Source organism: Gemmatimonadota bacterium (assembly GCA_026706845.1).
Lineage (GTDB): Bacteria > Latescibacterota > UBA2968 > UBA2968 > UBA2968 > VXRD01.
Genome location: JAPOXY010000241.1, coordinates 21,657 through 46,707, shown reverse-complemented (window position 1 = coordinate 46,707; position 25,051 = coordinate 21,657). Strand labels below are relative to the sequence as shown.

Genomic DNA, 25,051 nt, shown 5'->3' with positions numbered 1-25,051 from the left:
GCTCGCGCTCGAATTTGGCACACTTTTACTTGACTTTCTTATACCTGTACAACTGCGCCAGTATCATCAATGCAATGATGCGCCCAACAACTTGGGATCGTATGGTTGGGCTATCCTCTCACCCGGCGTAACAGAGCCTAATACCACCTGTTTATCTGCACCGGTTACACCCGGCACATTGCCCGGTTGCCCATTCATGCTCTGACATGCAAGGATCGCAAATGCAATAGCTTCTTTTGCCTCTGACGCCATTCCAAGATCATCCAATCGCTTGAATGCGATATTTCCCAGTGCCCGATCCAAAAGATCCATCATAACCGGATTCTTGGTACCGCCCCCACTTGCAATCACCTCATGGATTTCACACCTGGGCAAAACAAATCGCTTTAGCCCATGCACAATGCTTTCCACCGTGAACTGCGTTGCCGTACGCACGAGGTCTTCCTCTTTTATCTCCCAATCGAAAATTTTTTGGACCATATCGGCTCCAAAATCCTCGCGTCCCGTTGTCCTGGGTAGCTCCAGATCCAAAAAAGGATGCGCCATAAGCACCGCCAACAGATCCTCACACACCTGGCCTTTGTCCGCAAGTGCACCATCCTTATCGAAGCTCTGTTTACCGTGAGTAATCACCTGCACAACCCCATCAATGACCATATTGCCGGGGCCTGTATCAAATGCGAAAATATCTGACACGCCACAGTTTGCAGGCAATATATTTACATTGGCGATACCACCAATATTGAGCATCACGCGTCCCACGTATTCAGACCGAAACAACAGATAATCCACCAGCGGAACAAGCGGTGCTCCCTGGCCACCCACAGCCATATCCCGCGATCGAAAATCCGATACCGTCGTGATTCCCGTGCGTTCCGCAATCACCGAGGGATTGCCAATCTGCAGCGTTGCTCTCACCCTCTTGCCGGCAACCACGGCAAGCGCGGGCAAATGGTGAATCGTCTGCCCATGCGATCCAATCACATCGACTTCTCCCGCGCTGACATTAGCTTCCTCGCACACGCGCAGCGCAGCCTCTGCAAACCATTCCCCAAGCGCGGCATCCATGCGGCAGATTGCATCGACCCGCCCATTTTCGCAAAGTGACAAAATCTCCCTTCTGACATCCTGGGGAAAAGGAACCTCAATATACCCGAGCAGAGACAGATCAGATTCGCCGATCTCCACAAGCGCGGCATCCACTCCATCGGCAGAAGTTCCAGACATGAGACCGATTGCTTTCACTTCACGCTCCTATCTCGCGAACGGTTTTGACACCGCGAATAAAATAGTGATAAACGACTGACCCCTTGAAAAGACGCCGTTCAATCTCACTATCTCCCACGCTTCTGAACCGCTGGGCTTCTCGTCGTCGCCGCAAGATATTGAACGGATGCAGCAATACCCATAAAAGGCCAGCTATTGCCGCAACGGGATGTTTCCAATGGCCCTTTAGCAACAAACCCAAATTTGCCAGTTCCATAGCGACGCGAACCGGGAATTTATACAACAGCCGCAAAAGGGAGAAATTTTTCAACAACATCACGAGTTGATTGCGGTGATTCAAATACGCTTTTCTATAACTCTCTGCACCCAGCGTAAACCCACCGTAGTGATATACGAGAGAATCGGGCACATAGACGATGCGATACCCGGCAAGGTGAAACCGCCAGGACAAATCGATCTCTTCCATATGCATTACAAAACCCTCATCGATCAATCCCGTTTTTTCGAGACAATCCATACGCAAAAACATAGCCCCCCCAATAGCCCAAAAAATATCGCGAGGGTGATTGTATTGCCCCACATCTTCTTCGACAAACTCAAATATCCTACCCTGACAAAACGTAAATCCCCACTTATCCATCAGCCCGCCTGCAGCCCCGCCATAATCAAACATTTTGCGATTCTGCAATGACCTAACCCTGGACTGACACGCCCCAATTTCAGGATCGGATTTCAGGGCATCAATCAGCGGCGGCAACCACCCTTCGCCCACCTCCACGTCCGAATTTAACAACATCGCATACGCGCCCTTTGCAATCTCTAACCCCCGGTTGCACCCGGCGCCCATCCCCTTGCTCGGCTTCCCATTTCCCCCACCCGTCTTCACAATGCGAATATCCGGAAATTTTTCCAATGCCCGATCCAGACTGCCGTCGGGATAAGGCTGATCATCTGCTACAATAACTTCAAAAGGAATATCCAATGTCCGCGCATAGACAAATGCCAGGCATTCGGAAAGAATATCCCCCAAATAATGGGGGATGATAATTGAGACTAATGGTTTATTATTCTCTGCCATCTGAAAATCTCGGACTTCCTCCATCAAAACACCACCTCTACACCCAATTCTTCAGCCGCTTTTTCCAAACTTTCCACATGGGTTTTATGCATCGGAATCCCCGTCTTTTCCCAGGCCGCCTTTTTTAACGACTCAATCTCACCGGGCGCGTAAATGCGATCCACACCTTCTTTTGGGCGAGAAGCCCGAATCGTTTGAATCATCCGGTCAACTTCTCGTTTGAAATCAGACACATCGCAAAATGTCTCAATCTTGATCGCCTGAAAAAAGTGACTGGCCCGCCGCTGTCCTTGATATTCATCTTCCCGATTTACCGTTGCCAGGCAAAAAGGCAGAATACCGCTCAAAACATCCATCACCACATTTAGCCCCGATCCTTTTGCACCACCAGGCGCTACCAGCGCGTGCGCGCGATGGGGATCATCAGTCACCTGTCCATCCTCATCTAACACCCATTCGCCGTCTAATTTTCTACCGTACAAACGCATAGTGCCCACTCGCCCCCAGGCGGACCGCCCCGTCGCCATATCCAGAACAATGGGATATTCCCGATTCGCCGGAATCGCATAAGCCAGCGCGTGATTGCCCAACAACCTGTCTATCCCTCCATAAGGCGCCACGCCCCGACTGCTGCTCGACACGCAAAAGCCGATCATATCCCGGTCCAATGCCATCGTCGCATAACAGGCCGCTGCGCCGTAGTGACGGCTGTTTATAACTGTTGTCGCCGCAATCCCCAGTTTATCTGCTTTTGCAATTGCCATTTGCATCGCCCGATAAGATGCCAGATGTCCCAAACACCCATCGCCATCTACCGTTGCCGACGCGGGTCCTTCGCGGACAACGCGAATTTCGGGTTTGGGATTTGTGTGACCAGTTTGAATGCGCTTTAAGTAACCCGGCACAGCCCGCGTACCGTGTGAGTGAACGCCGCGCACATCTGTCTCAACTTGCAAATCAGCCATCAGCCGCGCATCTGCCCTCGGCACACCAACCGCTTCATAAAGCCGCTGTGTCGTCTCTCTCAAATCGCGAACCTGAATCAATCGCTCCTGTTCGCCTGCCTCTATCGGCACAATACCATTCACGAGTTCATGCATAAAAACCTCCAAACTCCTTGCCCAAATCAAAAAGACATTTTAAGTTGTCAGCACACCCAATCGTTCTCCGAGATAAGACATGAAAGGGGAAACACAGGAGAGATTGGGTCGTCTTAATTTTACGTTTCACCTCTTATCTGTAAGGAAATCATCATGGATTACGATGTCATCGTCATAGGCGGCGGGAGTGCGGGATACGCCGCTGCACGCACGGCACAAGAACTCGGCGCAAAAGTTGCCATTATCGACAAGGGACCTCTCGGTGGCCTGTGCATCTTGCGCGGTTGCATGCCCACCAAAACCATTCTGCGCTCATCAGACGTCATGTCCTTAATGCGTCGCGCCAGAGAATTTGGCCTGCGTGCTTCTAATTTGCGCGCAAACCTCGCCGAAATCAACGACCGCAAACGCGCACTCGTCAGCGAATTTGCAGATTATCGCATCGAGCAACTGCGCAATCCGCGGTTCACCCTCATCGACGGCACAGCGCAGTTTGTCAATCGCAATACCATCACAGTAGGAAAACAAAATATCACTGCGCGAAGTTTTATCATCAGCACGGGATCAACCGTTGCCGACATCGCCATTCCCGGCTTGAAAGAAGTGGGCTATATCACCAGCGATGAAGCACTTGAACTGCGGGAATTGCCAGAATCGATGATCGTCCTGGGTGGCGGACCTGTCGCAACGGAATTTGCACAATTTTTCTGCCGCTTGGGAACGCGCACCACACTTATACAGCGCAGCCATCACATTTTCAGCAACACAGACGAAGACCTCGCACGTCCGGTAGAAGCCCGCTTCAGAGAAGAAGGCATGGAAGTCTTTACCGACACGCAATTGCAAAAATTTACGACCAAAAACAATGCCAAAATCGCCCACTTTCACCACAGTGGCAAACTCCGCCGCGCGTCAGCAGACATAATCCTCCATGCTCTGGGGCGCGTGCCCGACATCCAATCGCTCGCACTTGAAAATGCCGGCGTACACGTCGAGCGCGGACGCATTCTCGTGGATCATCACATGTGTACCAACGCGCCCAATATTTATGCAGCGGGCGATTGTACGGGACTCTACGAAATCGTACACATCGCCGTTCAACAAGGCGAGATAGCCGGTCACAACGCCGTTGAAGGAACCCAACAGCAATGCATCGACTACAGGCTCAAAGCCGAAGTGGTCTTCACCGATCCGCAATTTGCGTCTGTGGGCCTCACCGAAAAAGAATGCCGCGAGCAAAACATCCCCTATCGCGTTGCGTCCTATCCCTTTGACGACCACGGCAAATCCATGGTCATGGGGGAACTTCATGGATTTGTCAAAATCCTCTGCCATCCCGAAACAGGCGAAATCATCGGTGGGCATATCGTCGGTCCAGAAGCGGGCGAACTCTTTCACGAACTCATCGCCATCATGCACTTTCGCGGCACAGTACACGACCTCATGAGCATTCCGCATTACCATCCCACACTATCGGAAATTCTCACCTATCCGGCAGAAGACCTCGTTGAGGAAATTCACTCCTCGCGGTGAATAACGGGTTTTAACCGATAGGCGGTTATTGCAGCAAATGGGATAAATAACAGGGAAATGCGAAACAAATTCTGATAGGAAATCCACGCGACCAGCAATCCGGCCAGCATGGGCAATAACCCCTGTGGAAACATAAACATATTCATAAAGCTGGTATAAGTAGGCCGCCGGTCAGCAGGCGCAATATCGAGGACATACGTCATGCGTCCCGAATACATGCCGCTTTGGGCTGCGCCAGCAAAAATGAATGTAAACGCATATACCACGACCCTAAAATCCACCTCTTTACCCCAGATCCAGATGGGATGATTGGGTACATACACAATACATATTGGAATCAGACTGGACAGCGCGAGCAAGAAGGTGCCATACAAAAACAACGCCTGATTGCCCTTGTAACGCCCAACCCAGGCCCACGCGACATTTGAAAAAACCGAACTAAATTGCATAGCAGTCACATAAAATCCAATATAAACCGCTCCAATGCCCAGACCAGAAATCGCGTAAGGCATGTAAAACGGCCCACCCATCATGCTAAAGCCCCACAAAAATTGCACCATGCACAAACGCCTGAAATTCACATCCTCTTTCATCAGACTCAGGCCACTGAGCAAATAATTTTTCAGGGAAAGCTGCGCGCGCGTGCGCTTTTCAATGGGTTCGCGGATCCTGCCGAATGTCAGCACTGCCAGCGTAGTGCCCAAACCAGAGAGCATAAACAATACCGCGTAATTATTCGGAAACGCGAGACCGCTTTGCACGCTCAGGATATACGAAATCAAAATGCCCGCAACCATCGACATCACACCACCTGAAAATCGGCGCAGAGCAAAAACCTTTGCCCGATCCGACGCGGGAATTGCCTTGCCCATCAAATCCATCCACGGCACACTCATCACACCCATCAGCGACGTTCCCATCGCGTAAAACACCATAAACAAAGACAAAAAAATTGCGGGATCCGACTCGCCCAAAAAAATGGTCATCACACCCACCAAAATCCACATCACACTTCGAGCCATACCCGCCCAGATCAACAAGGGCATCTTTCGGGGTTTGGGTTCGATAACCCGGGAAATAAAAACCTGCGGCCAGGCCCACCCCATTCTCATGAGCGCGCCGGCCATCCCAACCAGAATGCTGGATGTGGTCAGCGTTTGTACAAAAGCCGGCATCACCAGGTCTGAGCTAATAAACGTGTACGCCATCATCACCATGCCGCCATTGATCACCAGCAACCAGCTATTTCGGCGCGTCTCCCTTTGCGAGCGCCTCGCCGCTACCACATCGCGTAGCGGCGGTCCCCCATGCTGTGCCATTTCCATGATTTGTTACGTCCTATAAGCGATCCGCACCGTCAATAATTCCCTGAATATCCACAATCCCACACCCTGGTCCCCTGGGTACACTCATCTGCCCATCTCGGATCTCGAGCGCAGGATCAAACCACTCGCAGTATTTCTCAATCCCCCTTTTGTATTCCTGATATCGACCAATATCCGGTGTACAGGCGGCAAAGTGAAGCATATAGATAAACCCAAAACCACCGGAAATATGTACGGTCGTCGGCATCCTGGCCAGAGCGGCCATTCGCGCAACGCGCGTCGAGCGAATAAGTCCCCCGTAATAATGCAGGTCGGGCTGTACAATATCCACACCGCGATTGGCAATCATCCATCGAAACCGCCTGTCGCTGAACTCCTGTTCGCCTCCAGAAACGGGAATGTCCAGCGCATCGGCAACGACCTTCGTATCTTCGAGGTGATCAAACGGACAGGGTTCTTCAAAATAAACCGCTCCAATATCTTCGAGCATACGTCCCACTTCAATAGCCTGCGGCGGATCGTAAGAACTATTGGAATCCGCGTGAATATCAATCGCATCACCGAGCACCTTGCGAGATAACGCGATCAAATTTGGTGTTCGCCCGAGCATGGCATCTGCGTTTTTGCTCATGCGTCCACCAATTCTAAACTTCACGGCTGGCGCACCCGTCTCGTCGATCAGATTCTGCAAATAAACCACCTCTTCTTCCGGTGTGCTATCCCTGCGTCCGCTCGCAACATAAAAGGGAACCCACTCGCGCACAACGCCGCCCAGGAGTTCGGGAATGGATTTTTGTGCAATTCGACCGAGCAAATCCAACAGCGCCATCTCAACCCACGCCACGCAGCACCAGAAAGCCAACCCCTGCAATTTGTAATTGCTGCTGTGGCGGTACACGCCCCACAGATGGTTTTCGAGATCGCGGGCATCTTTCCCGATAAAATAGGGAATTACCAACTCGTTGAGAATCGGATACACGTATTGTGCCCGCCCATTTGTAAATGCCAGACCCTCCGCACCATCTCTCGAACGCACATGCACGTAATACTCTCGCGCATCTTTGAGCAACTGAATAGATTCGATCACAACCGGCTCATCCAGCCCATCCAGAACCAGAACGGGTTTTTCAGCCGCCTCATCCAGTGCCGCAATACTCGGTGTCATTTCAAGTCTCCTGCTGCGAATTTTGAATTTTCTCTTGCAATTTTTCAAAATACAGATCTCGATCAACGGGAATATCGACCCAATCATTCAGCCATGAAGACAAAAGCATCGCATTCGACAATTCAACCCCGTGAATGCCTTCAACCCCGGGCGCGAGCAGTGGACTGCCGTTCAATATGGCGTCACACCAGTTGTTAATTATGCCGCGGTGCGCCCCCCCGTCTTCGCCGAGAGGTATATCGAGTTTTTCCGACCTGGGTTTGCCAAAGCCGCCCGTATATCCCCGAGAGAATTCACTCAGAGAAACATTTGACCGCCACCACACAATGTTGTTGTTTTCCATAACCACCTTGCCGCGATCCGTCGCTATCTCCAGGCGATTGCTTCCGGGAAACTCCCCGGTCGTGGTGATGAACACGCCCGTCGCACCGCTGTCGTATTCCACATACGCAGTGACATCGTCATCCACCTCAATATCGTGATATTTGCCATAGCTGATAAAAGCGCGCACGCGCGAAGGCATCCCGCAGATCCACTGCCACAGATCCAAATTATGCGGGCACTGATTCATCAACACACCGCCCCCCTCGCCCGACCAGGTCGCGCGCCATTCGCCCTTATCGTAATAACTTTGAGCGCGAAACCAGTTTGTGACGATATAATTCGTGCGCTGAATATCTCCCAATTCGCCAGAAGCCACCAATTCTCGCAATTTTTGATGGTGTGGGCGGGTTCGCTGATTGAACATCAGGGCAAACACTTTGCCACTTTTTTCAGCCGCCTCATTCATCTCATAGACTTGTCTGGTATATACGCCTGCGGGTTTCTCTATCAGAACATGTAAATCGTTCTCAAATCCCTTTATCGCAAATGTCGGATGATCGTAATGCGGCGTCGCCACAATAATCGCATCAACAGCTCCCGACGTGATCAGCTCATCGCCATTGTCGAATGTCCGCACGTTTTCTCCGAGGTTGTCGCGTGCCCACTGAATCCTATTCGGATCGACATCGCACACCGCTGTCAATTCACCATGCGGAATATCCCCCTCCGCAAAATACTTCGCGTGACCTCCCCCTCTGCCGCCAATGCCAATAATGCCAACTCTCACCTTTACCATACTGTAAACACCTCCTCTTTTAAACCTACCATCATCTACCCGTATGCTGCCGATCAAGTTGCGCCTTCAATGCGTTTTCCATCGCTTCGGTCGCAATAAAAAAATTATCGGGATAACGCGCATGTTCCAAAAGTGCCGTATAAATCGCATCTGCCTCATAGTTATTCAAACCCAACCCGGCCAAATACTGGAGCCGCATATTGCGATCCAGATTGATCTGCGCATCTGCGAGCCATTCGTCGAGATCGCGTGCGCGCCCGGCATACGTAGAAAGCAGTGCGACAGCTGATCCCAAAGACACATCATTCAGCGAGTACCACACCTCCGTGTAATCCTCGCGGTCCAAACGCGTCTGCAAAGCATCGACATCGACGGATAGTGCTCCCTCTTGTCCCAACAGCACAACATCATACCCTTCGCCATCATCTTGATTGCCCCAAATTGTCCCGTGCGGAAACACCTCAAAAAAAGTCGCTATCTCGCTCTTCACCGCATCTAACCGCGACTCGTAAAGTGGAACCCATTGCGTAATAACACCTCCGGGATTCAAACGCTCTTTGCACAACTCAAAATACTCTTTCGAATACAGCGCGCCAGCACCCTTAACCCAGGGGTGAATCGGATCAGAAGTAATGATATCGAATTTCTCATCTGTTGCCAGCAGATAATGTCGCGCATCGTCAATCACAACTTCCACGCGGGGATCTTTTAATACACCGTAGTTCTCTGGGCCAAAATACACCTCAGCCGCAGGTGGAATCAGCGGCTCAATTTCGCAGATCACAATGCGTTCAATACTCGGATATAAAACATAAATCCCGGCCGTCACCCCCGCACCACACCCAACCACGAGCACAGAACGCGGTTCCCTGTGCATCAATGCTGAAAGATGCCCCAACATGCGCTGCAAACGCATATCCTGTGGCTCGCTGGAAGCCACGATTTTTCCACTAACGTGAAAATTCCGCACGCCATTATCCAGTTCCGACACTGCAACCGATGCATTCATCCCTTCATCCGCGTAAATATATGTCGCGTCCTCTCCCCAATCGAGGAGCGAACGACCATAAGCAATCAGCGACGGCGGCGGTCCCTGTATACTCCACACCAGAAAAATAACCCCCACCACAACGCCGACCCACCGATCTGACCTGACCGTTCTATCCCCATCTCTCACCTGCCACAAACTGCGCCCGAACATCAAAACGGCCCCAAATGCAGAAAGGATGAGTAACACCTGTTGCGCTATCTGCGTCCCCAAAAGCGCGATCAAAACCACACTAAAACCCAGCGCCCCCACAATTGCACCTGCCGTATTGGCCGCATACACACTACCGGCCAATGCGCCAGGGTCGCCACCCTGCGAACGCGCCGCAGCGAGAGCAAGCGGAAAACTCCCCCCCCACAACACAGTCGCGGGAAAAATAGCCACAAAGCAACGCAACAAATCCAGTTGAAAACGCACTGTGGTTATTCCTCCCGATGTCCAGTAGGGAAGCAACTGAGAAAGCGCGTAAGCCGCCCAGGCAACCGCGCCAACCAGAAGAAGCTGGCACCATCCAAGAGCAATTTTGGGATTTACTTTTGTGCGTGCAAAATACGCCCCCACACTGCTACCCACTCCCAACCCGATTAGAAAAACCCCGAGAATAATCGAAAAAGCGTAAACAGTCGCCCCCATCATAAGCGACAGCAACCGCGTCCAAATTACCTGAGCACCCAGCGCGCACGCGCCGGAAATTGCAATCGTCACATAAACTCGCCAGGCCTCTATCATCCACAAACTGCGCGTGGTCGTCTTTCCCATTGACGCATCGTATTCAGCCCATTTTGCCAACCCATACCCGACAAATGCCACGGCTAAATTGAGCGCGACCGCCACATAAGTCGCCGTAACCACATCGTACAGGCGCAGCAGATAAAAACCCGCGAACAAACACCCGCAAACAGCACCGGCAATATTTCCCCCGTAAAAAAAACCGAGCCACGAAACACCGCGAGGCGTTGATTCTGTCCACCGCGCCATCGCAGGCAGGGTCGCACCCATCAACACCGTAGGAAAAAAAAGACAGATTGCACAGACAATCCCCCGCAGGAAATGTCCCCACAATCCATAGGTTGCCACACCGATATAAATCGTGCCAATCATGGGCAGAACGAAAAGCAAAATCAGGCCTATGACACCAATGCCCAATTCCAAAAGCGCATAGACCTTTAACGGATGGTAGCGCGTTGAAATAATGCGCGAAAGCATCACACTACCAGCGCACATCCCGCCCATAAACGTACCCAGCAATATGCCGAGAGAAATTGCCGAAGACCCGATAATCAGTTGCAACATCTGAAACCAGACAATTTCATAAATGAGCGCGGCGCATCCACTTCCTACAAAGAGGATAATTAGAAAAGGCAAAAACTTTCGATTTGCGTCCATAGCCATCACTCATTTTCGTCCGCAAGCTGACGCATCGCCGCAGAATGGGTCACACCTTCAGCCCGTAGCCGCCTGTAAGCTGCTTCATCCATCCCTTCGGGATTGAGAAATGCGCGAATATCGTATCGTCCGGGCACTGCAACGGGCAACTTGCCCTCTTCGATCATCAATTGCAGCGGATAGCCCATTTCCTCAAGTGGTAGATGCACAACCCGATGTTGCCGTGCCGATTCAAAAAGCGCCATCATAATCTCGACAGTTGCACGCGCTTTGCGCCCTGAAGCGCGATGTTCCTCCCCTCCTTCTAACCACGCGATCAACTCGCGCACAGAAGCGGCGTTGGTCTCGCCACCAATTGCGCGAGCCCCCTCATCAGCTACAATTTCCACATCTTTCCACCCATTGGTCGTTGCATTGAATACGCGAACCGAGTTTTCGGTCACCTCCATCAATCCCTCTGAGCCGCGAATCTGAAAATGCCCTGCCTGTTCACCCGGGCGATTCAAATCCGCCTGGATCAAAGCCTGAGCCCCATTGGCAAACGCGACCAGCCCCATACACGCATCTTCAATCGGCGTATCGCGCTCAAAGCGATCGGTCTGCCGCTCGACAGCACCCATCACCCATTCGCCCTCTGGATCGTCCAATACAAACCGAATGCCGTCGATAGTATGCGTCGCCCAGTTGATCAATCCCTGCGCGACCTGTCCATGCACCATTATAGCATCGCCAATGACCTCCTCGCGCATCAACGCCCGCGCCTTTTCCCAACCGGGCGTAAAACGCCGCTGATGACTGACCACCAGCCTTGTCCCATTTTTTTCACACGCATCCAGCATACGATCTGCCTCGCCAAGGCCAATCGCCATAGGCTTTTCGCAAATAACACCAGGCACACCGCCATTCGCCGCGCCAATCGTACAATCCGGATGGAGAAGATGCCATGTACAAACGCTGACGATATCGAGTCCTTCGTTTGCTACCATCTCCTCAAGTGAAGGGTACGCTTTGGGAATCCCAAACTCCTCGCAAAATTGCTCTCGCGCAACCGGATGGGGATCGGCAACCGCCACCATCTCTGCATTGGCCACGCGCAAATACCCATCGGCGTGACTGCGCGCAATTGAACCGCATCCAATAATACCGACTCTGTAAGTCATAGCGAATCCTTATCCTGATTTTTACGCAACCATTCCTCCAGCCACAATCCCGGATCCTCTGCGCTCGCGCACTGGTACAAAACCTCAACCGTAGCTTTTAAATCACTATCACACATCAGATACACGCGCGCAAAAACATCCGTACGCTCCCGGTAAATCCGGTAAAGCGCCATCCGCGCATTGTTGAGTTTCCACGAAGGAAATCGGGCATATAGCTCAGTCTTAAGAGGGAGAGTGCGAAACTCTGTGCGTGCGAAATCGAAAATCTGCTGGCGGAGCGTTATTTTCTGGGGAGAATCGGACTGGTAAAGTGAATCGAGGCGAGAAGCAATATCGCGCATAAATTTCCGAAAAACAACACCATCTGCACGCTCGTCAAGCACCCGATGCACTACTTCGGAATCTGTACCGTATTTGCGCTGCAACCACATCAACGCCCCGGTTTCACCGACAAAACTCGCCAGACTCTCATTAAAGGTAACATCTCCTTCAATCCACACAGTTGCATGCGTCAACTCGTGAATGATGAGATCGGCCAGATCGCCTTCGGAATAACGCAACATAGAGCTCAATACCGGATCGGAAAACCACCCCAGCGTACTATACGCGCTCACCGGTCGCAAATATGTGTCATACCCCTCAGCCACATATTGATCGCGCGCTTCCTCGGCTTTTGATCGATCAAAATATCCCCGGTAGGGAACCGCGCCCACAACCGGGTAAGACCACTCCAGCGGTTCGAGGCGATCTTTGGGACAAACAACGAGATTCCACGACACTGGCCCGCGCCCGATATCGACATACTTAGTGTAATTTTTCGAGGTGTTCAGACCAATTTCGCGTTGGGCAAATGTGCGAATAGCCTGTACGAGTTCCAATTTTGCGCGCTGATCGGGCGAAAGCTTTCCCGCCTCCAGCACTTTTTCAATGGATTCTGCTCGCCACAGAAGCGCGACCTGCCCTTTGAGCAACTGATAGAGATACCCGATCTCGGATCCGAGCGCGAGAATGAGCAGAAACCCAAATAGTCGAACCATGCATAATGCTCACTGTTCGATAAAATAATAACAAATCATGTGTTGCAAAATAAGATGCATATCTTCGATACGCCCCATGTGGTCAGAGGGGATCACCACGCAATGTTGAACGAGTTCTCTCAGCTTTCCTCCTTCAAATCCCGTAAACCCAATAGTAACACAGCCCACATCGTTGGCATACCGCACCGCCTGCAACACATTTTCTGAATTTCCACTCCCACTTATCGCCAGCAAAACATCGTCTGGCTCTGCAAAATTTTTCAATTGCTCGACATATACATCTTCGTAACACAAATCATTGCTCAACGCCGTCATCCATTCCACATTATCCGTCAGCGGAATCGTCTTAAAACGCGTTTCGCGCCCAATTGAAGCCCCCTTGCCCATATCGTTCACAAAATGCGACGCCGTACTCGCGCTGCCTCCATTCCCGATGGCGTAAATTCTCTTGCGCGCATCTCTCGCCTTGCCAAACTCGGCAATAATACGGGCTATCGCCCCAGCATCCAGCGACTTGAGCAAGGTCAAATTTTGTGCGATATAATTCTCGACAAAAGCCTCCATCGCAATTCTCCTCAGGATAACTGAGCGGCTTGCCAACTCTTATCCAGCGCGTCGTGTGTTGTTTGCACAGCATCTTGCGCCGCCATTTCCCGCACCGACTGGCTAAAAGGCTCGGGCGACACCGGGCCGTCATAGCCAATTTTTTGCAGCACGCTCAAAAAGCCAACCAGGTCAATTACGCCAGTCTCACCCGGCAATGCCCGCTTATTGTCAATCTGATCGCTCACATCAACGCCATCGGGTGCGTCATTGACGTGGACATGCACCACATCTTCAGCGGTCATAGCCATCAGGTCTGATATAGTCCCCAATCCCGTGTACCAGTGCCAGCAATCGAGAAGCAGCCCCACATTGCCGGTGCCAATCGCATGGGCAAGTGCGAGCATGCCATCCATCGAATGAATAAATCCATAAGATTTATCAATCCGTAGAGTGCGCGGCCCAATAAATTCCAGCCCCAGGCTACATCCATGCTCACCCAGAATTTCGGCAATCGGCTTAAAGCGATCAATATGCCACCTTAAATTATCGCCAAATTTGCGGTCTTCAGAAGCAGAAGGCACCCATTGAGCAGCCCGCGTAGCCCCCACAGCGGCAGCGGCAGCAGCAAACTCTTTCAGTTTTGATAGACCGGCTTTGTACTCAGCTTCATTGCCTCGCCAATTCACAGACAAACCCCACGCACCTATTCTCAAACCAGCATCGGCAAACAGCCCTTTTACATGTTCTGCACCATGCGCATTGACCAGAGAAGTAATCTCCTGAATACTGGGATCAACCCCCTGAAATCCAGCGCGTTTTGCATAGCCGATCAACTCATCAACGCTACCTCTTACACCAATAGCACCCGCATTGAGACTTTTAAACATCGAATACTCCTTTGTATTTTAGTCAACCTTATCCTATCTATACCTGAACTCTATGCTTCTCTACCATCTCGGGATTTAATTCAACGCCGAGGCCCGGGCGATCATTGATGCGAATGCGTCCATTCACAATCTCCTCGCCGGGAATAGTCAGATCTTTTCGCCAGGGAATCTCTCCCCATCCGTATTCCAGAATGAGAAATCCGGGTAAAGAAGCCATCGCATGCACGCCAGCCGCGATCACCACCGGACCAAAGGGACCGTGTGGCGCGGTGGGCAGCCCCCAGGCGTGGAGCATATCCCCTATTTTTTTTAACTCGCCGATACCGCCCACAACCGTCACATCGGGCATGGGAATATGCATGCTGAGATTCTCCACCACCTCAACCCAATCCCGTCGCAAGCCCCGCTGTTCGCCTCCCGCAATGGTCAATCCACACCTTTCTTTAACTGCAAGACAATTATCGAGACTCGCTTCGGGTGTGGGTTGCTCAAACCAGAACAGATTGACATCGCGCAACGCATCCGCGACCTCAATCGCGCCGCGAACCGTGAACTTACTGTGACAATCCACGAGCAAATCGACCTCTGTCCCGATAGCTTCACGAACTGCTTGCATACACGCAATACCCCTTGCAGCGTCTCTGGCATTGTCGGCACCGCGCACCCCGTCAAAAGGGTCCAACTTGACCGCATCAAACCCCTCTGCCACCGCAGCAGCGGCATTCTTGGCAAATCCCTCAGGCGAACGGTCCGTCGTCGCCCGATTGATATTGGCATACAGCCGGATCTCGTCTCGACACGCGCCCCCCAAAAGCGCGTGAACGGGCACATTGAGCGATTTGCCCAAAATGTCCCACAATGCCTGTTCAAATGCACTCAAGGCGAACAATTCCACCTTTGTGCGCTCTGTGCTTGTATAGCGCGAAACAAAAGCTTCAATCCTTCTCGGATCGCATCCTTTGGCCGTTTCACCCAGAGCGCGCAAAGCCGATAGTTGCGCCGCATAATTGCTTCCCGAGCGCATCTCCCCTATTCCCCGGATACCCTCATCTGTAAGCACATGTACAAACACCCAATCCCCCCGGTGATTGACACGCACGGCGTCGAGTTCAATACCTGTAATTTTCATTCCCACAACTCCTCGAAAAAGGTTAATTCTAATCCGAAAACGGAATGCTATGCCCCTGCCCCGGAAACCAGATCATATCGACGACAAACGAAATACCAGCCCCTACAAAATGCCCCATAATAAGCCCAATAAAAAACGGCCGACCAGCGCGATAGGCGCGAATGCCGCCAAGCCGCAAAACAATAGACTTGATCGCCCAGGCGAGAAAAATTGCAAAAATGACATTATTCACAGGATAAACCGGCCCGGCAGCAAACCCAATCGGATGCAGCGGCCACCACGAAACCCGATAGCGCAAGATCATCAAGAGCAGTGTTACTGCAGCACCAATACTCATATACATAATGGGCAGCCACTGTACCGAAAAGGGATCTTTCGACTTTTTGACCAGATTATCCCAGGGAAACCGCGCGAGCCCCCCATGAAAAATACCCCCGTAATTTGCAGCGCCATTCAAATAGCCCATATAAATTGTATAGATAAATGTAGCCACCACCCCTGCGGCCATCGCCAGAACAATGGGAATAATCAACCGCCGCTGATTGACCCGAATAGTATCGTAAAGCTTTACAGAATGGGCAAGCGCGGGCATAATCGTGGTTTTGGTATCGCTGCACCATGAATACGAAAGCGCGATGGAAACCTGCGTCTGTTGCGAAAGTACATCCGACCCCATCACAAACATGGCAAAAGGTTGCGGCATCAGAGGGGCGCGAATAGAAATCAGACCGGTCTCTGCAATAACCCGCGTAATTCCCAGATACATGACCAGAGCGCCAAAAAGAAAAATCGGGATATACTTAAACGCCATGCCCGTTGCCAAATGCCAGACGACCAGATAGGCAGAACAGGCTATAATGCCAAAAACCGCTGTGCGATACGAAACAATCTCATCGGAATCATCAACCGAATCATCGCGATAAAATGCCTTGCGAAAAACCCTGCGCAAATGCCCGCGCGCCATCCAGAAGCCAACCAGTACCACCACGATAAACGCTCCCATGGACTGCGCGCCCATCGCCAGGGGTCCCGTGGAATACTCCTCATCTGTACCGGCTTTTAGTCCAAAGCGGTTAAAAAAGCCATTTTCCAGATTGGTCAGAACATTGAAAACCCACAGGCTCAGCGAAATATCCAGATTGATAAAATACCCAAAGCCCACAACCATCAGATATAGCCGCACGGGAATGGGGGGAAATTCGCGCCCAAACTGAATACCCCCAAAGCGCCAGGGAATCGTCGGAAAGGTCGGGCTAAAATATGAAATGACATTCCACAGAATAATACACAACGTAAGACTGAAGCCCGCCCAGAACAACGGGTTATTCATAATGGGAATTGGAAAAAAGCCCCGCCTGTTGTCCTCCTCCATCACGGCCAAGGGCATTTCCATCAACGGGTAATCAATGCGCTCGTGCTCAATCCACTGCTTTCGCAGAATAACCATTAAAAAAAGGCAGCAGCCATAAAAAGCCGCAATCACAGTCATCCACCAGAACACCGGCACAATCCACGCATCCCACGGCACAGAAACCCCGCGCGGCAGCCCTTCAAAAAACCACCGCAGGGGTTCGCCCGCGGGCAGAATAGACCACTCTTGCAAATAGGGTTCGTAATAGGTAGCCCACTGATTCTCAGGTGTTGCCAGATAGTACGGCACCGTAAAATTGGCGATCAATTTCCCGACAAAATACGTGGGCATAGTCGCGCCAATCAATGCCATAGTAAACATGACAATAAGCTCGCCCCGACTCAGCTTGAGCGGGCGCAAAAGCACGAGCGCGATCACAACAATGGGAAAAACAGCAGCGACTGAAAGATGGTTTTGGTCCAACCTCGTAGTGTGAAGAATAAATCTCGCGTAAGACCCGGCAACCGTCGCCATCACCGTGAGAAAAGTGCCCAAAACGAGTGCGCGGAGTGTCACGGCAGGCCTGACAGATTCGGAAATGCTTACTTCTCTTGCTAAAGCCACTCAAAAACCTCCTTCTTACCTTTCTGACCGCCTAATATAACGCCTTACAAGGGTGCTGCCACACAAAAAACGCCCTTCTCCCGATTCGGTGATCCCAACACAGGGATTCCTACTTGAGAGAAGGGCACATGACCTCGAGTCACCCTTGCCCGAGACCATTATATTTAGAATTATACTGAGTAATACACGCCAGCACCTGCTTCGTTGTAAATATCAATATATATGTAACATTGTGTCAAGAGAAAACGTATTCAATACCCCTTATTGTTATCGATCACACTCAGCATATCTTCCCCATTCAGAAAACGCCGCAAGTTTTCGCAAAACAGATTCACAATGCGATCCTGTCTATTGGGAGACCCCCCTGCAGTATGCGGTGTGATAATAACATTGGGCATATGCCACAGCGGATGATCGTCCGGCAATGGCTCTTGTGGCGTCACATCTAACCCCGCCCCGGCAATCTGTCCGGTTTCCAATGCCGCAACCAGAGAGGCGTCATCCATAATTTTACCCCGCGTGACATTGATCAAAAGCGCGTGATTCTGCATCTTCTCAAATGCCAGGTGGTCAAAAAGCCCGCGCGTTTCCTCTGTCAATGGACAGCAGACCACCACGATGTCAGACGCGGATAAAAGATCGTAAAAACGATCCATCTTCCAGCATGCCTCTACACAGTCTGGCACCTCGACGTCTTCTGGATCAACAGCTATAATTTTCATGCCAAACGCATGCGCCCGAATTGCCACATCGCATCCAGTGCCCCCCAACCCCACAATACCCATTGTTTTATCGATCAATTCCCACGATGCGTGGCGAATGGGCATACGCTCATTCCAATCAGCCGTTCGGACCGCGCGCGCAATTCCTCGCGTCAATCCGAGCAAAAGAGCCATCGCGTGTTCCGACAAATGAACGCCCACAGTGCCCTTTGCACTCGTCAGAATCACCTCACTATGGATAAATTCGGCATACATCATGCCATCGACGCCCGCGCCCCAGGTCTGCACCCACTTCAAGCGTTCGGCACGTTTGAACATATCGCGGCTCATACCCCCAAAAATGATGTCAATTTCGGGCATAATTTCCAGCGCATCATCACTTGACTCGGGGATAATCAGGTCGATATCATCAACCGACGATTGAATCTGTACCAGGTGGTGATCGTCCAGGCGATCGTTAATCAATACTTTCACAGCAGCCTCCTGCATCAAGCGGATGCCAACTCAAATTTTTCAACGGTGGTCATGCGTTTGCGCCGATGCAACGCAACGTGATCGGGCCAAACGCCATAGTCTCGATCAGAACCCGTTTCCCGATCCAGAAAGAGCGGAAATTCACTGGCTGCGGGCTTGGTCCTCGCATATCCGCCATTATAGCTTCGCATAATAATGCGCTGCTCGCGGTTGAGCGTGGCGAGCCAATCGGGATCGCATTGGTGCCTGTCCGCTTCGCAAATCCACGACGGACAATAAGCCAAAAAGATGTTCTTTCTCACGGTATCCGTATTATTGGGCGCCACGCGATGCCAGGTATTGCAGTGCATAAACGTCATCGTGCCGCGCTTTGGACAAATTACTTTTTCGCCGGGAACTTCATCATGGGTATCGTAAAAATCAAAATACTGCCCCTTGTGGCTGCCGGGCATATAGACAAAATTTCCCATATCCGGATCGGGAAGATCAGTCAGCCAATACGCCACTTTGATTTGTATGGGCAAAACCGGTGAAAAAACGCCATAGGGCACTGCGCGTGCGCCATCGGGATGCCACTTGTTGCGGCTCGTATCGCGGGGACGCAAAAAAAATTGAGAAATATGGAGCTTTAACAATTCGCCATACACATCGTGCATAAAACCGATATGCCGGGGATGATCAATCAACTCGGCAAATTCGGGATACCGTTCTACGATATTGTTTGGACCAAAAAATTTCGCTGAATCGTATTTTTCACTGCGGGTAGCTGCAGCATCCATCATCTCGATATAGCGATCGCATTCCTCGTCTGTCAGTGCGTCTTCCACAACGAGCATGCCATCCTCTTGAAATTCGTCCCACTGATCCCGCGTAAACCCCGGCGGTGCCACGCGATATTTCTGTTCTGACATGCCAAATCTCCTCTATTATCCGACACAAATAATCAATATAGAGTTTCATTATCTATCTAACATAATGCAGATGGCTTCAAGAGGCAAGAAGCTATTCTTATCTACATCGATATCGCCCTACCAATCAATGCTGCCTCGCCTGAACAAGCTCAATACTGACACCATCGGGTGCAGCGATATAACATATCACACCGCCGCTACCGGGGATAAATTCCCACGGCTCGACTACGAACTCTACCCCTTTATCGCGCAACACCTCGCAATACGCCTGCAAGTCGCCTCGATATGTAAAACCAAAATGATCGGTACCGTATTCGTTATGGCTCGAATAATCCTCAAAATCGCGCATAGGCGCGGGCCTGGACGGATCTTCACCGGAGCGTCTTCCTCGGATCAGAAGCGTCAATTCTCCCAGACTCACGTTGATCTGCGGCGCGCTGCGAAGTTCGTACTCACTATTAATCGTCGCGCCTAATTTATCGACGTACCACGCTGCCGAAGCTCGCGGATCCTCGCTGATAATATGGATGTGGTCAAACAACAGCTTGTTTTCTCCCATACTCAATCTCCCTCCGAGCGAATCAAATTTCCCACCTCATGCGAAACTCTGGAATTTTCCATCACATTACCCTGAATCAAAATCGGACGATTCGTACCGGTCTGGTCATTTACAATCAGTTCTACATTCTGAAAATGATTGCCAGTAACCGCCATACCTGCACCAGTAAGCCACAGCGGCAGGCGCTCCGCCTCGCCCCGGCCTCGAATCACATTTCCCGTAATAGACGTATCAAACCCACGCACATCCATCGCCAGCCCCAGCTTTCCGCCTTTATCCACCATAACAATATTATTGGAAATCACATGCCGCTCGGAATCTGCCCAGGATCGAAAAGCGATATCCAGATCTCCTCCCTCTCGCACATGCACGACATTATTTGCCATAATGATCGAATTTCCACGATCAGAACCCACCGCCACATGCGTGCGCCCGGTAATCTCTACAAAATTTCCCATCACAAAGCCCGGACCCTCCAGAAGCTCCACCGCATCGGAATGGGCATTGCCCAGGCGGTTATTCACCACCCGCATATTGGGACCATCCAGCATAATACCCAGCCTCTGCGCGTTCAGCACCGTACAATTCTCAATCGTAATATTGTGTGTCGGCTCCGGACAGGACCCACCCGGCTCTGCACAAAACGCTTTAATGCCATTATACTCGAACCGCCCGTGCGAAATATTCACAAACTCCGCTCCATTATACGGGTTCTGATCCCGGTTCTGATCCACCCAAAGATCTCGAATCACAATATTTCCCACGCCATTCCCGATAATTCGGATCACATTGGTATTCTGATCCGGCGCCAGAATCAACCGCGTGGCTGCACCCCGCCCTATTAGCGTCACATTGCTGCGGTCAATAATCAATCCCCCGAGCTTATCTTTCACCTTGCGAATATCATACGTCCCTTCCATCAGCGTCACCGTCCCACCGGATGCTGGCAACGCGTGAATCGCCGCGTAAATCTCCTCCTGATCGCCCACTCCATCGCCCACAAAATCGGCTGCAGCTTTTGACTTTTCCGATGAACTCTGCGTTGCAACAATCATCGTTCTACCCTGTATTTGAGATGGTTGATGAACTGCAAAAACCAGCACCAAAAACAACGCAATATATGTAACCCGCTCCATAAAACGTCCCGCACCTCACTGCTTGCTCAAACAGAACAGATACTCTTCCACCTGATCTGCTTTATAAACCCGGTTCTCCCGATCTACATCCGCCCGAAAACGCTGGTAATCTCGCGTCATCAAATCCACTTGCCCATATTGTCCCATTGTCTGCAAAATCTCATTCTTACCCATAATTCCCTCGCTATTATAGCTGAGGAATACATACTGCGCCGATGTCTTTCTAACCATCTCCTCAAATGCGGGTAAAGCCCGTCTCTTCATACAAAAATCAGATTTTTGCTCGTCATGAGGACGCAGACCCGTCACACCTTTCAAGACCGGATCATCGTAACGCGCAATCGTCTCAAGCACATGGTAATTCGCACAATACTGGCGATGATTATAGGGCGGATCCATATACAACACATCGCAAGACAGATGCTCAACCAACGCCTGCCCATTTACATTGTGTACTTCATGGTCCTCATCGCTCTCGACAATACCGAGCCGCTTTAATTGCAGGGGTTTCAGTGCACTCTTCTTGATATGCTTCAAAAACGCACCATAGATCGACGCCGTATTTGCAACCCGATCTGCCCCATCGATCAAACTCGCCAAAAGATAAAAGTACTCATCCTCCGTCAATTTGCCCGCTTGCCACCAGTCTTCAATCTGCATCCGAATCGCATCACACCGCCTGCCATTCTCATCAGAGAAATACTGTCTCTTAAACTCTGTCCCCTCTGTCCCTCCTGGGCAATAATTTCGATAGATAAATCCGGACCTTCCATCCAAAGTATTGAGATATTCCAATACAATGTCGGTTGCGTCGCAAATTAGTGTTGTCGGAACTATTTTTCCATCATCCAGAACGCCATCAAATGCGGGTACTTGACTAATGCCTACAAGTGCGCGATTGAGACAAAAGGAGTAGTATTGGATATCATTAGCGATAATCTTAAAGCCCTTCTGCTTAAAATGCGTCCCCACAACACCAGTGCCAGCAAAAACATCACAGAACACCTTACAATCTGCATCTACATTTTTCAGGACACCCGCTTCGAGAAAGTCACGCAGAGAATACTTGCTTCCGATATAGTTCATGTATCTCTCATTCGGATGATGGCAACGCCCTGCTCACACATTCACAAACTCCTTGAGCGACACAATCCGTCCGGACTCTGAGGAAATGCCCATCCCCTCGACCATTGCCACAGTCACCAGATTATTGCGCCCTGAAAACTCGGGTTCTTCACCGCCATTTATCCACGCGACAAATTGATTGACAATCAGGTCTGTCGAAGTGGGTCCCTCGTCCAGAGGCAATATTTCTGGATCGGCCTTGCGGCGCGTCAAAACGAGATTGCCACCCTCAAGGGAAAGCGTGCCTTCATCCACATCCACCCGGGTTTCGCCGCCCGATTTATGCGGCTCAAAAGTCGCAAAATAGGTCGCAGTCGCCCCACCATCAAATTCCACCCAGCCCGAAACTCCTGCCCCGTCCTTATACGGACTCCAGGGCGGATTAAAGCTATGTGCCCACATCCGCACGGGCAACGCGCCCAAAATATATCGCATGGTATCCAAATCGTGAATGCCTCGCTCCCACAAATAGGAATGATCGTCGTGACCCGAATGGTGGACTCCCTTGCTGCGCCAACCTATCTTGGTAAAAAGCCCAAAACTCGCCTTGCCATATGTCTCTTCTCGCAAGTGGCGCGATAGGGTCATCGTCGCCGGATTGTATTTGGCATTTTGACTCACCCCCACTTTGACCCCCATGCGGTCGGCCTCCTCCACAACATGCTTTGCCGACGCCAGAGTTTTCGTAAATGGCTTTTCGACCAGAACGTGCTTACCCGCTCGAACCGCTTCTAAAATCATCTCCACATGGGAATCTGGAGGGGTGATAACAATCACGCAATCCGATTCCACATTGTTCAGGGCTTGCTCAAGCGTCCTAAAACACCGCGACTCGGGCAAACCCGACACTTCCATAGCCGCATTCATATTGCCTTCGTCAACATCGACAAAAGCCACACTTTCCACATCATCTCGATCGGCAAACATAGCAACCGGCCACTTTCCCCTGCCGCCAACACCCAGATGAATACACTGCACTGCCATACATCACCTCCTTGAATTGTTGATAGATAAGATCGCGACCAATATAAATCAACTTTTTAGCCCATGCACGTTTTCTTTCTCCCGTTGTACTTGACATCGTGTAATCCGTGTCATATCGTGCGCTATACACATCAACTTTTCGCGGAGGCAAATATGAAAATCAAAGCCATTGAACTCATCAATCTCGACGTCCCCTTCACGCCACACAGCCAGAAACACCTCGGCTACTGGCTTCCCCACTGGCGGATACACCAGATTTGTCATATCACACTCGAAAATGGCATTGAAGGATGGGGCGAAACCATACCCAACTACACCTGGGCCAAAGTACCCGGCGATATCGAAGACAGAATCGTCGGCAGACCCGCCGCTGAATTGATGTGGGATGACAGCCTTGGCGCTGGCGTACAGATGGCTCTGTTTGATGCCATAGCAAAAGCGCAAGATGTTCCGATATACCGCCTGCTGGGCGCAAAAGTGCGCGACTGGTGCCCCATATCCTGGTGGAATATGGACATGCCACCCGAAGGATGGGCAGAAGAATGCCGGCAAGCCGCCCAGGCGGGATATACCAGTTCAAAACTCAAAGCCCGCCCCTGGTTCGACCTGCACGCAGCCATTCAGGCCGTTCAAAAAGTAGTTCCACCCGGCTTTCACCTCGACCTCGACTATAACGGCACCCTCGCCAATTCCGCCAATGCAATCCCGCATCTTCGAGAATTGGAAGCCTATCCCGAAGTGGCGATGATCGAAACGCCGATTCCACAAAACGACGTAGCGGGCAACAAGCAAATCAGAAATTTGATCGCGCGGCCCATTGCCATGCACTACAACAACCCGCCCATTGAAACGACCATGAAAGAAGATGTCACCGATGGTTTTGTCATCTGTGCAGGTGCCTTGCGCCTCCTCAAACAAGCATCCGTATGCGAGCAATGGAACAAACCCTTCTGGCTGCAACTCGTCGGCTCTGGCATCACAACAGCCTGGGCAGCGCATCTGGGTGCGATCCTCCCCCAGGCCAAATGGCCAGCCATTACGTGTATGAACATCTGGGAGCATCAGCTCGTAAAACCCGCGATTGAAGTTCGGGGCGGCTTTTACCGCGTCACTGAAACGCCTGGCCTCGGCGTAGAAATTGACCCTGCAGCAATAGAACAATACGCCGCAGACTACACCTGGGTCGATCCCCCTCGCCACCTTTACGCGTACCGTCGCAAAAGCGGTGAAGTCACCTATTATGCCTGCACCAAACAGGACATGCACCATGTCTATCCCGAAGATTCCCAGCCCATATCAGAACCCGACTCATCGCTCGATGTCATCGAAGACGACGGCACACAAGCATTTGACAAATTGTACAGCGAATCGCAAAAGTCGGCCGTGCGAAAAAAATGTGAGGTATAATGAATTGCTGTACATAT

Annotated in this window: 21 protein-coding genes; 2 read left to right on the top strand and 19 right to left on the bottom strand. The window is 51.2% G+C overall.

The window, feature by feature from the left end:
• Positions 1-66 precede the first annotated feature (66 nt).
• Genes OXG87_21470 through OXG87_21460 form a run of 3 tightly spaced genes read right to left on the bottom strand, consistent with a single transcriptional unit; the run spans position 67 to position 3,405 of the window.
• Positions 67-1,245, bottom strand: coding sequence for an anhydro-N-acetylmuramic acid kinase (locus OXG87_21470; GenBank protein MCY3872126.1), 1,179 nt, complete (start codon positions 1,243-1,245; stop codon positions 67-69).
• Position 1,246: 1 nt separating this feature from the next.
• Positions 1,247-2,329, bottom strand: coding sequence for a glycosyltransferase family 2 protein (locus tag OXG87_21465; GenBank protein ID MCY3872125.1), 1,083 nt, complete (start codon positions 2,327-2,329; stop codon positions 1,247-1,249).
• Entirely contained in the window at positions 2,329-3,405 is a 1,077-nt protein-coding gene (locus OXG87_21460; protein MCY3872124.1) for an Ldh family oxidoreductase, read from the bottom strand. The genes OXG87_21465 and OXG87_21460 overlap by 1 nt, the downstream gene beginning before the upstream one ends.
• 153 nt (positions 3,406-3,558) lie before the next feature.
• Here OXG87_21460 and OXG87_21455 point away from each other — a divergent pair, with 153 nt between their 5' ends.
• A complete protein-coding gene (locus OXG87_21455; GenBank protein ID MCY3872123.1) occupies positions 3,559-4,938 on the top strand; it encodes a dihydrolipoyl dehydrogenase in 1,380 nt (459 codons plus the stop codon).
• Here OXG87_21455 and OXG87_21450 read toward each other — a convergent pair.
• From OXG87_21450 to OXG87_21375, 16 genes are all read right to left on the bottom strand, one after another.
• Positions 4,923-6,263 (bottom strand): MFS transporter, encoded by a 1,341-nt coding sequence (locus OXG87_21450; GenBank protein MCY3872122.1) that lies wholly within the window; start codon positions 6,261-6,263, stop codon positions 4,923-4,925. The two genes, OXG87_21455 and OXG87_21450, sit on opposite strands and share 16 nt — an antisense overlap.
• Before the next feature lie 13 nt (positions 6,264-6,276).
• Entirely contained in the window at positions 6,277-7,428 is a 1,152-nt protein-coding gene (locus tag OXG87_21445; protein MCY3872121.1) for a mandelate racemase/muconate lactonizing enzyme family protein, read from the bottom strand.
• 1 nt (position 7,429) lies between these two features.
• Positions 7,430-8,548: a Gfo/Idh/MocA family oxidoreductase gene (locus tag OXG87_21440; GenBank protein ID MCY3872120.1), complete on the bottom strand. Its 1,119-nt coding sequence runs from the start codon at positions 8,546-8,548 to the stop codon at positions 7,430-7,432.
• Between the two features lie 31 nt (positions 8,549-8,579).
• A complete protein-coding gene (locus tag OXG87_21435) occupies positions 8,580-10,982 on the bottom strand; it encodes a fused MFS/spermidine synthase (protein ID MCY3872119.1) in 2,403 nt (800 codons plus the stop codon).
• 5 nt (positions 10,983-10,987) lie between these two features.
• Positions 10,988-12,142 (bottom strand): Gfo/Idh/MocA family oxidoreductase, encoded by a 1,155-nt coding sequence (locus OXG87_21430; protein ID MCY3872118.1) that lies wholly within the window; start codon positions 12,140-12,142, stop codon positions 10,988-10,990.
• Positions 12,139-13,179, bottom strand: a complete 1,041-nt coding sequence (locus OXG87_21425; protein MCY3872117.1) for an aminopeptidase — start codon at positions 13,177-13,179, stop codon at positions 12,139-12,141. The genes OXG87_21430 and OXG87_21425 overlap by 4 nt, the downstream gene beginning before the upstream one ends.
• 9 nt (positions 13,180-13,188) lie before the next feature.
• Positions 13,189-13,743 carry an SIS domain-containing protein gene (locus OXG87_21420; protein MCY3872116.1) on the bottom strand — a complete coding sequence of 185 codons (555 nt, stop codon included), beginning with the start codon at positions 13,741-13,743 and terminating at the stop codon, positions 13,189-13,191.
• Positions 13,744-13,754: 11 nt separating this feature from the next.
• Positions 13,755-14,612: a sugar phosphate isomerase/epimerase gene (locus OXG87_21415; GenBank protein MCY3872115.1), complete on the bottom strand. Its 858-nt coding sequence runs from the start codon at positions 14,610-14,612 to the stop codon at positions 13,755-13,757.
• 37 nt (positions 14,613-14,649) lie between these two features.
• Positions 14,650-15,741 (bottom strand): mandelate racemase/muconate lactonizing enzyme family protein, encoded by a 1,092-nt coding sequence (locus OXG87_21410; protein MCY3872114.1) that lies wholly within the window; start codon positions 15,739-15,741, stop codon positions 14,650-14,652.
• 28 nt (positions 15,742-15,769) lie between these two features.
• Positions 15,770-17,716, bottom strand: coding sequence for a hypothetical protein (locus OXG87_21405; GenBank protein MCY3872113.1), 1,947 nt, complete (start codon positions 17,714-17,716; stop codon positions 15,770-15,772).
• A gap of 251 nt (positions 17,717-17,967) precedes the next feature.
• Complete coding sequence (locus tag OXG87_21400) at positions 17,968-18,912, bottom strand: D-2-hydroxyacid dehydrogenase (GenBank protein ID MCY3872112.1); 945 nt, start codon at positions 18,910-18,912, stop codon at positions 17,968-17,970.
• A 14-nt stretch (positions 18,913-18,926) separates the two neighbouring features.
• Positions 18,927-19,823 (bottom strand): phytanoyl-CoA dioxygenase family protein, encoded by an 897-nt coding sequence (locus OXG87_21395; GenBank protein ID MCY3872111.1) that lies wholly within the window; start codon positions 19,821-19,823, stop codon positions 18,927-18,929.
• A gap of 124 nt (positions 19,824-19,947) precedes the next feature.
• Positions 19,948-20,382, bottom strand: a complete 435-nt coding sequence (locus OXG87_21390; protein ID MCY3872110.1) for a VOC family protein — start codon at positions 20,380-20,382, stop codon at positions 19,948-19,950.
• A gap of 2 nt (positions 20,383-20,384) precedes the next feature.
• Positions 20,385-21,518 (bottom strand): right-handed parallel beta-helix repeat-containing protein, encoded by a 1,134-nt coding sequence (locus tag OXG87_21385; GenBank protein MCY3872109.1) that lies wholly within the window; start codon positions 21,516-21,518, stop codon positions 20,385-20,387.
• Positions 21,519-21,533: 15 nt separating this feature from the next.
• Positions 21,534-22,604, bottom strand: coding sequence for a DNA adenine methylase (locus tag OXG87_21380; protein MCY3872108.1), 1,071 nt, complete (start codon positions 22,602-22,604; stop codon positions 21,534-21,536).
• A gap of 33 nt (positions 22,605-22,637) precedes the next feature.
• Complete coding sequence (locus OXG87_21375) at positions 22,638-23,627, bottom strand: Gfo/Idh/MocA family oxidoreductase (GenBank protein MCY3872107.1); 990 nt, start codon at positions 23,625-23,627, stop codon at positions 22,638-22,640.
• 153 nt (positions 23,628-23,780) lie between these two features.
• Between OXG87_21375 and OXG87_21370 the strand changes: the two genes are divergently transcribed.
• Positions 23,781-25,034 (top strand): enolase, encoded by a 1,254-nt coding sequence (locus tag OXG87_21370; GenBank protein MCY3872106.1) that lies wholly within the window; start codon positions 23,781-23,783, stop codon positions 25,032-25,034.
• Positions 25,035-25,051 lie beyond the last annotated feature (17 nt).